This window comes from Shewanella sp. SM21 (assembly GCF_025654335.1).
GTDB classification, from domain to species: Bacteria; Pseudomonadota; Gammaproteobacteria; order Enterobacterales; family Shewanellaceae; genus Shewanella; species Shewanella oncorhynchi.
Genome location: NZ_JAKKRL010000010.1, coordinates 131710 through 145344, shown reverse-complemented (window position 1 = coordinate 145344; position 13635 = coordinate 131710). Strand labels below are relative to the sequence as shown.

The 13635-nt window shown below is 46.0% G+C and carries 13 protein-coding genes; 5 read left to right on the top strand and 8 right to left on the bottom strand.

Annotation, left to right across the window (positions count from 1 at the left end):
• Positions 1-10: 10 nt before the first annotated feature.
• From L5L94_RS15045 to L5L94_RS15030, 4 genes are all read right to left on the bottom strand, one after another.
• On the bottom strand, positions 11-1183 hold the full coding sequence (locus tag L5L94_RS15045) for an AAA family ATPase (RefSeq protein ID WP_263163816.1): 1173 nt from the start codon (positions 1181-1183) through the stop codon (positions 11-13).
• Positions 1184-1266: 83 nt separating this feature from the next.
• Positions 1267-2433 (bottom strand): dipeptidase, encoded by a 1167-nt coding sequence (locus L5L94_RS15040; protein ID WP_263163815.1) that lies wholly within the window; start codon positions 2431-2433, stop codon positions 1267-1269.
• Positions 2434-2609: 176 nt separating this feature from the next.
• Positions 2610-3056 (bottom strand): SufE family protein, encoded by a 447-nt coding sequence (locus L5L94_RS15035; RefSeq protein ID WP_263163813.1) that lies wholly within the window; start codon positions 3054-3056, stop codon positions 2610-2612.
• 69 nt (positions 3057-3125) lie between these two features.
• Positions 3126-4475, bottom strand: a complete 1350-nt coding sequence (locus L5L94_RS15030) for a cysteine desulfurase (RefSeq protein ID WP_263163812.1) — start codon at positions 4473-4475, stop codon at positions 3126-3128.
• A gap of 347 nt (positions 4476-4822) precedes the next feature.
• Between L5L94_RS15030 and L5L94_RS15025 the strand changes: the two genes are divergently transcribed.
• From L5L94_RS15025 to L5L94_RS15005, 5 genes are all read left to right on the top strand, one after another.
• Entirely contained in the window at positions 4823-6523 is a 1701-nt protein-coding gene (locus tag L5L94_RS15025; RefSeq protein WP_263163811.1) for a methyl-accepting chemotaxis protein, read from the top strand.
• A gap of 280 nt (positions 6524-6803) precedes the next feature.
• The gene (locus tag L5L94_RS15020; protein WP_028761859.1) at positions 6804-7643 is read left to right on the top strand and encodes a MipA/OmpV family protein; all 840 of its coding nucleotides are present in this window, start codon (positions 6804-6806) and stop codon (positions 7641-7643) included.
• Between the two features lie 9 nt (positions 7644-7652).
• Complete coding sequence (locus L5L94_RS15015; RefSeq protein WP_219254491.1) at positions 7653-8042, top strand: DUF3019 domain-containing protein; 390 nt, start codon at positions 7653-7655, stop codon at positions 8040-8042.
• Position 8043: 1 nt separating this feature from the next.
• The gene (locus L5L94_RS15010; RefSeq protein ID WP_105250123.1) at positions 8044-8748 is read left to right on the top strand and encodes a response regulator transcription factor; all 705 of its coding nucleotides are present in this window, start codon (positions 8044-8046) and stop codon (positions 8746-8748) included.
• A complete protein-coding gene (locus L5L94_RS15005) occupies positions 8745-10037 on the top strand; it encodes an ATP-binding protein (protein ID WP_263163808.1) in 1293 nt (430 codons plus the stop codon). Before L5L94_RS15010 ends, L5L94_RS15005 begins: the two co-directional genes overlap by 4 nt.
• Positions 10038-10298: 261 nt before the next feature.
• Here the strand turns inward: L5L94_RS15005 and L5L94_RS15000 are convergent, their stop codons facing one another.
• The 4 genes from L5L94_RS15000 to L5L94_RS14985 form a co-directional block, all read right to left on the bottom strand.
• Positions 10299-10757, bottom strand: a complete 459-nt coding sequence (locus tag L5L94_RS15000; RefSeq protein WP_028761861.1) for a CC0125/CC1285 family lipoprotein — start codon at positions 10755-10757, stop codon at positions 10299-10301.
• 21 nt (positions 10758-10778) lie between these two features.
• A complete protein-coding gene (gene ompV, locus L5L94_RS14995; protein WP_168824821.1) occupies positions 10779-11552 on the bottom strand; it encodes an outer membrane protein OmpV in 774 nt (257 codons plus the stop codon).
• A 232-nt stretch (positions 11553-11784) separates the two neighbouring features.
• On the bottom strand, positions 11785-12213 hold the full coding sequence (locus L5L94_RS14990; RefSeq protein WP_173246641.1) for a hypothetical protein: 429 nt from the start codon (positions 12211-12213) through the stop codon (positions 11785-11787).
• 107 nt (positions 12214-12320) lie between these two features.
• On the bottom strand, positions 12321-13361 hold the full coding sequence (locus L5L94_RS14985) for an NADP(H)-dependent aldo-keto reductase (protein WP_105250120.1): 1041 nt from the start codon (positions 13359-13361) through the stop codon (positions 12321-12323).
• Positions 13362-13635: the final 274 nt, after the last annotated feature.

Here is a 13635-nt window from a genome sequence, read left to right as displayed (position 1 = left end):
AGGCTATAGGTTAACGATTCTGCCATAGCCAACTGGGCGTATTGAGTAAGTCTTGGCCTTGGATCTGCGTTTGGCCTAAGGTTTTGTCTAAGGCTAAGGTATTGCAGTGTTCAAATTGACTTAAGGCATTAATAAGCCGATTAGCATGGGAAACCACCCACAACTGGCACTCTTCCGATACCTTAGCGATTAAGCGTGCAAGCGCAGGTAATAAGTCGGGATGTAGGCTAGTTTCTGGCTCATTTAACACCATAAGCTCTGGCGGTCTTGGGGTCAGTAGGGCGGCGATTAACAGCAAATAGCGCAGGGTGCCATCCGACAATTCACTGGCATTGAGTGGCCTTAATAAGCCATTTTGATGAAATGCGAGTACTAAAATACCGCCCGCTTGGGGTTCAATGCGAACTTTAGCACCGGGAAACGCATCGCTCACCGCATGATCAAAAGCCGTTTTATCACCTATCTCAAAAATGGTTTGAATTGCTGATGCAAGGTCGCGCCCATCGTGGTGCAATACTGGCGTGGCTGTACCTAATTGTGGACGACGGGCTGGCGCTTCTGCATCGGTTCTGAAGTGATCGTAAAAGCGCCATGCGCGGATACTGTCGCGAAGCTTGAGCACTTCAGGGCTGCGCTCTGGATCGGCAAGTTCGGTAAAAATACTGTCGCCGGTTTGCAGGTGTGCGCCTAAGGTTATCCAGCCTTGTCCGTCAGCACTGCGACTCTTCACCATAGGACCACGGCGCTCAACCAATACAGTTGAGGGTCTATACTTAGGCCCGTTCCAAATGGCTTCGCGCTTGATTTGTGGATCTAAGCCAAACAGCGTAGTGGCGTCGGGTTTGGGTAAACCGAGTTCAATAAGATAGCTAAAATCTTCGCCAGCAAATCCAAGCTTTAGGCGTTTTGGCGCTTGCCTGACGGTGGCTTCAATGGCGGTGTCGCCTGCTAGCATATTTTTGGTGGGGTTTTCTGGTCCCGCCCAAAAGCTGGAGTCGAGTCCGCCTTCTTGGGCTAAAGCATTGACAACGCCGCCTTGCGCCGTTTGTGCGAGTAAACGTAGTGCCTTGTATAGATTCGATTTACCACTGCCATTCGCCCCAGTGATCAAATTGAGTTGCCCTAGGGGCAAGACGATTTCACGCAGAGAGCGATAATTGAAAATAGCGAGTGTGGTCAGCATAGAATATCCAAGACTGAAACAAGCTGATAAGCCAGTAAATTTATCGACAAAGTAAATTAAACATGACGATAAAACAATGGCATTTACAGTAGCACTTTGTTGAGCACTCTTTGCCAGTTACCACCCATAAAACGGTCGCGGTCGGTAGATTTAAAGCGCGCCTTGGCTAAGGCATCGTCGATACGGCTCATGCGGTCGATATGATTCAGCTCGGGGATTACTACATGCCTTGGCTCTGCATCAAAACCTAGCACGCCTTTCGCCCTCAGGCTGTACCACCATTCTTGATATTCTTTAATGCCTTTGGCGTTGTCATTGCCGAGTGCCAGTAGGTTTTCTTGGCCTCGGAGCGGGAAGTCATTAGCGATTGCCACGCAGTCCACTCCACCAACACGCATAACGTATTCCAGTTGTCGAATATAATCATCAATCGTGGGCACGGCATTATTGGTAAGCCAGAAACTCATCATAAATACGCCGAATACGCCGCCGCTATCGCCGATGGCGCGGATCACTTCATCGGGAGAACAACGGGCATGGTTTACTATACCGCGCGCTGCGCCGTGGCTTTGCACTATGGGTGATTTAGTGATTTTTGCGACATCTAAAGCGGTTTGAGCGCTGGAGTGACTCACATCGACTAAGATATTGGCATGATTGAGTTTGGCGATAAGCTCGTGCCCGTGGGCCGTGAGTGGTTTATTGAGTCCGCCACTGGCATCATTATCTAAGGCGCCACCGGCAAAGGTATTGCCGTAATGGTGGGTGAGTTGCAGTACGCGTAGCCCTTGTTGATGAAACTCATCTACCCGCGCCCACTGGTTAGCTTCACTGTCTTCTTCGACACAATCTGCGCCTTGGATTTGAAAGTATACCGCAGTGCGCTGGCTGTCGCGGGCACGTTGAATATCTCGCCCCCTCAGACCTTGCAGTAAAATATCGGGATGATCGCTCACCCGTTTAGCGGCCTGCTTAATGCTTTCCATACAAGCTTTATAGGTGCGTTTGTAGTTTTGAGTGCCATCGGCTTGTTCTATGGTCTCAATAGCCGAAATATCGCAAAGATAGGCATCGAGCTTAGCGGCAGTTACATCATTTAAGTCATCGGGAAGGAAGGATAAACCATCGACATATATCCGCCTTTGTTGGGCGGCAAAGCTAGGTAAACTGGCGAGTGGACTTAACAGAGTTGCTGCGCCAAGACCTTTAAGGAGTGTACGACGGTAGTGATTGACTGCCTTGATGGGCATGCTCGGTTCCTATCAATAACGCAAATGTAACTTCTTTATACCTTTTTAGGGCGTAGAAGTCTTTGATTAAATCCCTTTTTTGGCCTTTGCCCCTGAGCAAGAGTTGTGATTATTTGTTGTTGCCGAGTGGTTTCAATTATTGCTTGTCGCAGTAAATGAAAACCCTCGGGTTATGATTATCGAGTGGCTTCAAGCATTGCTTTTGCCAGTGAGTTAAGGCCGTTGGTGCGCGATGGGCTGAGCTGACCTTCTAGGCCCAATTGTTTGAAGTAAGCTATAGGATCAAATGCTTGGATTTCAGCGCGGCTTTTACCATGGCAGGCGCCAAGCAATAATCCAATCAATCCCTTAACGATGCGGGCATCGCTGTCGGCTAAATAATAGTGCCTGCCAGCCTGTTCTAGATGATAAATCCACGCATCACTTTCACAGCCTTTTACTTGAGCGGCCTCGATGCGAAGCTGAGGGCTTAAACTTGGTAAGTCTTTCCCTAACAACATAATTTGGCGATATCTTTCCTGCCAGTTAGGGGCATTGGTAAAACGCGCCAGCAAGGTTTCGGCATCTTGCACTAAATAGTGAAAATCGGCCTCATTTGGCATAGGCATGATTGAATCTGTCATAGGGCTAAATCCTATCTAACTTATTTTGAGCATCGTATGAGTGGCGTAGAGCAGTGGCTAAATGCTGGATTACAGCAGCAAGTCTTTTACCGAGGCTAACGCGGCAATAAAGCGGTCGATATCGTCTTTATTGGTGTAGATACCGATAGAGGCGCGGCAACAGCCCTTAAGATTCAGACTCTGCATTAATGGCATGGCGCAGTGATGGCCGCAGCGCACGGCAATACCTTGTTGATCCAGTAAAATGCCCACATCTTGGTGATGTTCATCGGCAAGATTAAAGGCGACGACGCCGATATTGTCATCAAAGGCGCCGTATAAATGCACTTCACCGAGCGCGCGCAATTGGCTTTGTAAATAGTTAACTAGTTCAGCTTCATAAGCTTGAACCTGCGGAGTGAGCTCGGTTTGTAAAAATGTAATGGCCGCGCCCAAACCTATGACTTCAGCAATCGGCGGTGTGCCCGCTTCTAAGCGATTCGGCAGGTTGCCAAATTCTGTCGCCTCAAAACTCACGCGTTTAATCATCTCGCCGCCAGTTAATAGTGGCGCGAGATTATCTAACGCGTCGAAACGGCCGTAAAGCACACCAACACCAGTGGGACCATACATTTTATGCCCCGAGAAGACGTAAAAATCACAATCGATTTCAGTCACATCCAGCGTTAAATGCGCCACTGCCTGCGCGCCATCAACTAAGGTGATAGCACCTTGTTTTTTCGCTAACTGCACTAGCTGAGCCACGGGATTGACTGTACCTAGGGCGTTGGAAACATGACATAGGGCGACGATTTTAGGCTTTAACTCGAGCAAGGTTTTATAGGCGTTAATATCTAAGCGGCAATCCTGACAGAGCGGGATTGGTTTAATCATTGCCCCTGTGCGTTTCGCCAGTTCCTGCCAAGGCACTATATTGGCGTGGTGAGCGGCGGCGTCGATTAATATCACATCGCCAGCGCTTAATTGGGTAGTCAGCCCAAAGGCGACTAAGTTGATTGATTCTGTGGTGCCGTGGGTAAAAATGATTTCTTCGCGGCGTTTTGCCTTCAAAAATTGTTGCAACTGATCGCGCACGTTTTCATAGCTTAAGGTCGAACGCGCTGATAACTGATGTGCAGCACGGTGTACATTCGCATTGTCGTTAGCGTAAAACTGCGCCATCACATCTAACACCATTTGCGGTTTCTGGCTGGTGGCTGCGGTGTCGAGATAACACAAGGGATAGACATCAAGCAGTTGATTTAACGCTGGGAATTGCGACCGAATCTGAGCATTTAGCTGATATGCCTCAGATGAGCAAAGTGTCACTGTGGTATCAGGCATAGCACTCGCTGAGGCATGGGCTGTTTCAATGTCAGCCATTGTATTCGTCGCTGTGTTAGTCACAGTATTTGGCGTAGGCGATGCAGGTTGAGTCATAGATGAGGCTAAAGGCAATGAAAAAGGCCATGGGATCTTCTGTGATCTGCCATGTGAATGCAAGTTTTAGCGGTTTGTTGAGGCGTTGGTATCGGACAGTGGTATTGAACGCCTAATTTCACCAAGGTCTGTTCAAACTGTTGCCTAATAGATATTTCGCACGCCTTAAACGGTTTTAGACTCTAACGCATCATTGAGCTTAGCTATGATGCGATTTTTCTAATGTTTAAGTTTTTCTTTTAAATTCAGCTAATACTTTACGCTTAATTCATCCACCGAAAGTTAAAACTCCGACTATCCTAAATTGGACGTCCTTCGTTGTCAGTGTTTTGCTGGAGAGTAGTTTTATGGTGAAGCTTTTAAAAGACTTACGGATTAAACATAAGATGATCGCCCTCGTTGGGGTGATGTTAGTGCTGATCTTGATTTTGTCTGGATTTAGTCTGTTGAAGATGCAGCGTGTATCGGAGGAAATTCATGGCATTGCAGAAGAGAATATTCCATTAGTCAGGCTATCGACAGACATCACCATTAAGCAGCTTGAAAGCTCTGTCATTCTAGAAAAAGCGTTTCGTGCCGCGGACATTGAAACCGCATCGAGCCAGCAAATTTTAGTGGCTTTTATTGCGGATGTTATCAAGAACAATGAAGACATTAGCAAGGAGTTACTCTCGACTCAGTCTATGCTCAATGAGGCATTAAAAGAGGCTGAAAATCCGCAATTACATGAAAAAACTCAGCAGTTAAATCAAGAGATTGGCACTATTATTCAACGTTTTGGTAATTATGAAGCCCTGCTTGCCACTGTGATTACTGGAATACAGCAAAAAGAAGAACCTGCAGCCTTGGCTAAGCGGGTTGAATCTTTAGAGATTGCGCAAAACGAATTTAATACTGAGCTGAGGCAATTCGTTGAGCGTTTAGAGCAAATGACCCAAACTGCGGTTTCTGTGACTGAGGAAGAAGAACTCAGGGCGATTTATGGCTTAACGATTATTTCGATAGTGTCTTTAGTCATAGGATTATTGATTGGCATCGCTTGCAGTCAATACATGGTCAAATCTATCAATCGGTTACGTAATTCTGCCGCCATGATGGAAAAGGGCAACTTTAACCAAGAGTTACGTGTCGATTCCAAGGATGAATTAGGCGAACTTACCGTCAGTATGAATCAAATGGCGTGGACCTTAAGTAAAACTGTTGGCCAAGTGATTGCTCGAAGTGAAGAAATTGCCTCTATGGTGACCGAGCTTAATGCGGTGGCCGAGAACAATCGTGAGGCCATGTTGAGGCAGCAAGATAATACCGATCAAGTAGCTGCTTCTATGACCCAAATGGCGGCAACGATCACTGAAGTGGCGAGCAGTGCCGAAACCGCTTCGTACTCAGCGGGACAAGCCGAGCATAAAGTGAAAGAAAGTTGTGAAGTTGTCGATGCGAGCGAAAAAATCTCGAAGCAGTTGGTTGCCAGCGCCCAGTATTCAAATCAACTTATTCAACAGGTTCAGGCAAGTACGGGAAAAATCCTCAACTTTGTTTCAGTGGTCGATGCGATTGCGGGGCAGACGAACTTATTAGCTTTGAATGCATCGATTGAAGCGGCACGGGCGGGAGATCAAGGTCGTGGTTTTGCTGTCGTTGCCGAAGAAGTGCGGGCATTGGCAACGCGCAGTCAAACGGCCACGCAGGAGATCAGCGATCTTATCCAAACACTCGTGAAAGATGCCAAATCCTCAGTCGAATCCTTCGCCAATAACGATAAGCAAATCAGTGAGTCATCACTGCTCGTTAATCAAGCCAAGCAACACTTATTTGAGATTTTAGATGCGTTGACTGAACTGACTCAGGCTAATACTCAAGTCGCGACCGCTAGTGAGGAGCAAGCCGTGACCGCCGAAGATATTAGTGAGCGCATTAATGCGATTCGTGATTCGGGTGAGTTGGTACTCAGCAGCGCTAACGAAACAGCTAAAGCCAGCGAGTCACTGTCTAAGCAGGCGAATTCATTGAGGGAAACGATGCAGCAGTTTAAGGTGCGAGTTGTTTAAATGCATTAGCCCATAATTCAGTGTGCCAACGACTGACAGTGGTTAACTTAACTGCGCCACTTCATCTTAGCTTGAGCCTCATTTGTGCCTTAACTCAATGTGAGGTGTGTATATCCCCAAACAATTTGAAGATGCAGGATTCAAGTTGTTTGGGATATAGGTCTCTCTTGTTATCCGACACACAATTGCCGTAAAAATGATACTGGTTGTGCAGTGACTTGCAACAAACTGTTGTAATATGTAGCGCTAAATAACGACTAAAAATGTGAATTAAATGGGCATGCGTATTCTTTGGCTTCTTGTGTTAACACTGAGCATTCTTCCTAGAACCGCTGCAGCATCAGATATTGCGAGCAGTGTTACTGGAGGAACTAATCGCCTTGCAGACGGCGGTGATTTTGAGCTGGGCATGAGTGTTTACGGGATTAATCAAGTCGATGTTCGGCAAACGGATTCAGGTTCTGCACAGTTGTCGCTGTTAGTCAGTGGCATGTACCAGTACAAAGGGCTGTTTGTTGAGATGATCCATCAATCTCAAGATGGCATTAATTTGGGATTTAATCTGTGGAGCTCAGAGGATTGGTCATTAGAACTGCTATTGGCTAACTTGCAAGGTTCTTGGTCCCGTCCTGATGTGGATCCCAGTACGCTGGATGAAGCTGGCCGCAATGCTTATCTACTATCGGAAGATTCTCTCTATGTTGGTGCCGGTTTTCGTGCCACACGTTATTGGGGCGATAACTATGTTTTTCAGTATAGATTAGTATCTGATTATTATGATGATCAAGGTATTCAAAGTTCTGCCAGATTGGGTAAGTCTTGGCAGGTTCGTAATTGGAATTTTCACGTATTGGGGAGCGTAGGTTACTCATCTGCCACCTTGAATCGCTATCTTTTTGGGATCAGTAAGGAAGAAGCCACTGAACGCTTTCCCGAGTATCGACCGGATAGCTCTTTCAGTTACGGCATGGAGTTAGGGGTTGCCTATCCGCTGAGTGAAAATTTTGTCTTTCGGGCCATGTATCGCTTCAATGTGTTATCCCAAGAAGTGACCGACAGTCCCTTCAATCAAGCGAGTTATACATCGTATTTTAATGCTTCTCTTAGCTATGTGTTTTAGGAGGAGGGCATGAACCGATTTTATCAATTGTTAGCGGTAGTGATGCTGAGCGCGCCTTTTTTGGCTTGGAGTCAGGATGATGCCGTTATTTTTACCGCAACCCCAGAACGCTGCATTGCACTGCATAAAGGGCAAACTTGCTATCAGGATGTATTGTTTCGATGGCAGACACCCGCGAGCGGCGAGTACTGCCTCATACTGACAGACCGTCAGCACCAGTTAACCTGCTGGACTGGCAAAGCTTTGCAAGAATATCAATATAGTTTTGAAGGGGATAAAACGGCGACTTTTAGTCTTATCCGTAATGATGATGTGCAACCGCTCGCGCAAGTTAAAGTGGTCGTGACATGGGTTTATAAGGCCCCTAAACAGAGTCAGTCCGGTTGGAGGTTATTCTAATATGTCAGTTGCAAAGCATATCTTAGTCGTAGAGGACGATACCTCACTGGCAGAGTGGATCAGTGATTATTTACTGGATCACGGTTACGGAGTCACAGTGGCCAGCCAAGGTGATTTTGCCTTAGAGATGATAGCCGATGAGATGCCTGACTTAGTGCTACTCGACGTGATGATGCCCGTTAAGAATGGCTTCGATGTGTGTAAGGAGGCCAGGGCATTTTATACTGGGCCCATTTTATTTATGACGGCTTGCGTTGAGGACGGCGATGAAATCCGCGGGTTAGATGCCGGGGCTGATGATTACCTCACTAAGCCGATTCGACCACAGGTGCTGTTAGCGCGGATAAAGGCCCTGTTACGCCGAGTGAGTGATGAGGAGCAAAAGCAGCAATTAGTGTTTGATTCTTTAGTGTTAAATGCGACGGCAAAGTCAGTCACCATTGATAAACAGCCGCTGGATTTGAATGCCAATGAGTTTGATGTTTTGTGGCTGCTGGCATTGAAGGCGGGCACGATAGTGAGTCGCAATGAATTGGTGGCCCAACTGCGGGGCATTGAATACGATGGCCTAGACCGCTCGGTGGATATTCGCATATCGCGCTTACGCAAGAAGTTGCAGGAAGCGTTGAGTCAGCCCTATAAAGTAAAAACCATTCGTGGCAAGGGATATTTGTTTTGCCGCGATGAGGCCGAGCAAGCTTTATGAAGAAGTTAATGACTTCTCTGGTGCTGGTCGTGCTGGTGGCCATTGCCAGCCTAGGCTGGTCGATAAGTGAGTTTGCAACACTTATTGATCCTGATAATGAAACGCCTAGCCCAGCAACTCACCTCGCGGCATTAAAACTGCTGGGCGGCTCACTGGCGCAAACCTTAGATAACGATCCCGCTCCAAATAATGCGTTTATAGACAACTGGAATCAGCGAAATGCAGATCAATTGTCTTTGGTGAATGAAGCGGATTTTGTCTTACCCTCAGCCCTAAAGACAGAGTTTTATTCAGGGGAATCATTACTGCTGGAGTCCGATGATGGCATCTCTTTGCACTATTTATTGCCTAAAACGGGTCAGGTGCTGAATATCAATACCCAGATAGTGACGCCCGCTGATGTGAGTTTTAACGCGAACAAGCTGTATACCATGCTTTTTTATGGCGGTGTGGTGGTGATTTTATTGGTGTGGGTGTCTCCTTTAATCCGCCAACTGGTTAATCTCAGTAAGGTGACTCAAGCATTTGGTATGGGAGAATTACAGCAGCGAATTGTGGTCAGTAAAGCGTCCTATATAGGCACAATAGAAAGTGAATTCAATCGCATGGCAGATCGCATCCAGCAATTGATCGATGACAATAAATTGCTTAGTCGGGCAGTTTCCCATGATTTAAAAACTCCGATTGCGCGGCTGCGATTTGGTATTGCGGCGTTAGAAGAAACCCAAAGCGAACAACTTAGGGTGAAGTATTTTCAGCGATTGAACCGCGATCTGGACACTATGGAAGAGTTGGTCATGACACTGCTCAGCTATGCCCGTCTCGATGAGGCGAATATCCAACCTGATTGGCAACCTATTGAGCTTAATACTTGGTTGCTGGAAAAGTATCAAGGCCAAGTATACTCAGGGTTTTCAGTGGAACTCATCACCTGCCCAATACCGTTGAACATCAAAACAGATCCTAAGTACTTGTCAATGCAGGTGAATAACTTGCTCAGTAATGCGCTGCGTTTTGGCCGTGCCAATATCCGGCTGATGTTGGCATCGGAAGATGGGATTGCGTGGTTACACGTTGACGATGATGGCCCTGGCATAGATGAACAGGAATCTGCTCAAGTGATTAAACCTTTTGTGCGTGGTCAGCATAGCCGCGGAAATTCCGGTCATGGCATGGGTCTGGCGATTGTCGATAGAATTGGTTGTTGGATGGGTTCGCCATTACGTATTGGCCGTGCTCCTGACTTGGGTGGGGCTCGCATGTCACTAAAATTCAAGGCTGAAGTTTAAAGTTGGGGTTTAATATGATTGGTGTAATGCGAGGTTTGAGTCGTTTTTGTCTGTTTCTTTAACATGAGCTGAAGCGAGCAATGCGGTTAGGCCTGCGTCATCTAATCTGCTGAGTTGATTTAGAGACAGAGGCAGAATGACTCAACTCACTATACGAATGAGTGCTTAACGAATTGGTGCTAAACAGGGGGGATTTATAAATAAAACGCACCAGCCTTGATACCTAACGAGAATCTAGACTGGTGCATTTTTGATGAGCAATTAACTTTTCACATTGACATTGTTAAGTATGTAATCTGTTTCATAGATGCGGGAACTCGCATTTTCTGGCTTGCTATGTAAACCTGTGACTTCGACCATGACAGAGGTTTCTTGATTCATCGTTGAACTCCCCCACAAGATATCCTTACTCGCGCTCGCTCCTACTCCAAACTGGCCAATTGCATCACGATCGGTTTGTTCGTGAGTAAAAGTGAAGTAGTTATAACCCGCTTGTTTGCATAACTCTGCTGACTTACGCATGACGTACTTTCGGGCCAATGCGCGGTCAGTGTTGGTATTGCCAACAAAGCTTATCTGCCAGCTATCGGGTGCAATCTGTGCGGTTTCAAATCCTTTACCGAAAGACCAAAATTGCTTTTCGGTATCGTAGGAAGTGGCACAAGCTGAAAGCATCAGAGCTAATCCAGCACATAAAAACGTTTTTCTGATAAGTGTCATGGTCTTGTCTCGTCAGGTTGTTTAGAAGCTATAGTTCACGCCAAGGGTAGTCACCCACTGGTTGTTACTGTCTATTAGCGGAGAGTCTGCCATGTTGGCACCTATGTGCGAGTAACCTGTGGCTTGAGTAATATCTAAATGCTTAGTGACTGGAATAACCAAAGCGTAGCCTAGCTTATAGGCAAAGGTGCCGTCGGCTTGATAGGCAGGGCGCTGCGCCGTAGCTTCAGATGACGTCACACCTGTGTAGTAGTTTGCAAAGTCTTTACTGAAGTAGTGCACACCCGCATAAGGCACCAGATCACCGAAGCCTACATTTATTGGATGGTAATAGGTGATATCAGCCTGAAAACCATCATAAATATTGGTGACATCGTGTTGGAATTTAGTTGATAGCGTGCCATTTCCTAAATGAATGTCGGCGTTTAAACCCAGATCACCACTGAATTTGCGATCCTTCATGCCCGTTAAAATATCCGCATCATCGGCATCAAAGCCGGGATTGGCAACGGCAAAGATACTGAAATTAACGGCACTATCGTTCGTGCCTAAAAAGCGGTAGTTGATGCCGGACAGATCGGCGTTGAAGTCTTCACCATGGTAGCCGCCATTGAGGTAGGCACCTGTCTGGTGATCTTGACCCTTATAAAACTGACTACCAGTAGCAACACCTGCGCCAGCAAAGAACTGATCTTGATGACTATAGATATTACCGTTACGAATGTAGGTATTGCTTTCAGCAAGAGCGTGGCTTGACATCAAAACACTTGTGATTACAAAGCAAAGTTTTTTCATTTTTTTATCCTTAAGACATCTGTCTAGTGACTGTGATGCCACTATATTTCACTTCTTAAAAGGACTCTGTATCCGAATGTAACCTAGATAAGGTTTGAAAGGAGGGGAATCTCTTATTAAACGAGGAGGGATTAGGTTTGTAATAAGGTTTTAAGATTATTAATTTTTAAAATTGATAGCATCAAGAGCGTTTCTTGATGCTATTAGGTCATCGAATTAACCAAGTAGCAGACTAATTCCAAACTTTACACTGATTACAAATAGCGACACCGTTATATAGGTCATGCGTTCTTCTACTTTTACAGATACTGCATGGCTGACCGTCAGCATTTTCATCTAAGATTGCAGCATGTTCTACTTGGGGGATTTCCTGCGGAACTACCTCTGAGCCACAATGTTTACACCTTCGGGCTGCGCATTTTATTTCTTCAGCGCATTCTGGGCAGTCACGATAAAGTGATTTATCTTCTTGAACATTTTCATTTGTGTGTGCTTGAGCCTCATTTTTCGTGATTGCAGGCATACAAGCAACGCAAATAATGCCAATCAATGGACTCACAATAAATGAGATGAAGAACCATAAAACGGCTGATCTGTTTTTACTGGAAGCTATAATTGCAGTGACAAAACATAGCATTAGCCAAAAAAGTATATAGAACATGATAAGGTCCATTTAATTAATTGAGGTGTGATTCTACCGCTGAAAAGCCTATAGCATCAGGTGCATTTACCTGATGCCATAGTTCCACTATTTAACCCGATTATCGACTAAGGGCAAGGTAATCTAAATTGATCGGACAGTTGGTTTAATCGCACTAATAGCTCTGGTGATAAGGTGACTTTTAAACTGTCGATGTTTTCTTTCAGTTGATATAAGTCGGTGGCGCCTATGATATTGGAGCCGACAAACTTACGTGAGTTAACAAAAGCTAACGCCATTTGTGCGGGCGTGAGTTTGAACTCGCGGGCCAAATCGACATAGGCTTTTGTCGCCTCCAGAGCCATTTGCGAACCTGTATAGCGGGCGAAACGCTTAAACAAGGTCAGGCGCGCGCCTTCAGGCCATTGGTCGTTGCAATATTTTCCCGTCAAGGCGCCAAAGGCCAGTGGCGAATAGGCCAGTAATGGCAAGTTTTCGCGGTGACTGATTTCGCTCATGCCGACTTCGAAACTGCGATTAAGCAAGTTATAGGGATTTTGCACACTCACAATACGCGGCAAGCCATGTTTTTCGGCGAGTTGCAGGTACTTCATCAAGCCCCAAGGCGTTTCGTTCGACACACCGATATAGCGCACTTTACCTTGGCGGATCACTTCGGCGAGCGCTTCTAGGGTTTCAAGTATCGGTGTTTGATGTTCATGCTCTTGTTGATCGTAAAACAGTTCACCAAAGAAGTTGGTATTACGGTCAGGCCAATGGATTTGATAAAGGTCGATAGTGTCTATTTGGAGGCGTGCTAAAGATGCATCGACCGCTTGGTGGATGTTGTTCCAGTCCAGCGCCATATTTTTGCGAATGTAATCACTTTTACCCCCCGGTGCGGCAATTTTAGTGGCGATCACTAAGTCGTCTCGGTTACCGCGGGCCTTAATATATTGCCCTAGGATACGCTCGGTTTCCCCTTGGGTTTCCGGCTTAGGTGGTACGGGATACATTTCCGCCGTATCGATAAAGTTGATGCCATTGCCTATGGCGTAGTCCAGCTGTGCAAACGCTTCGGCTTGGGTATTTTGTTCGCCCCAAGTCATAGTGCCCAAACAAATTTTACTGACCTCAAGATTAGAATGCGGTATGCGTCTGTATTCCATCTATTTCTCCTACGGAAACTCTCTTAGTTTGAGGCTACCAAGCTTTTGCTGTAAAGCAAAGGTTAAACCATAGGTTGAAATGTTAGTGCGCTAAAAATAGCCAGCAAGTTTAGCCATCCTGCCCCATTTTGAGGCATGCCATTGGCTGAAGTTTGTTCGCTGAGTTGCTCTTTTAACGGTTTTAGCGCTTTACTGCACTGAAATGGAGATTTTGGCTTATTTTTGTAAACCTTAGGTACTACTAAATCAGTAATGACGTATTTATGAATAAATT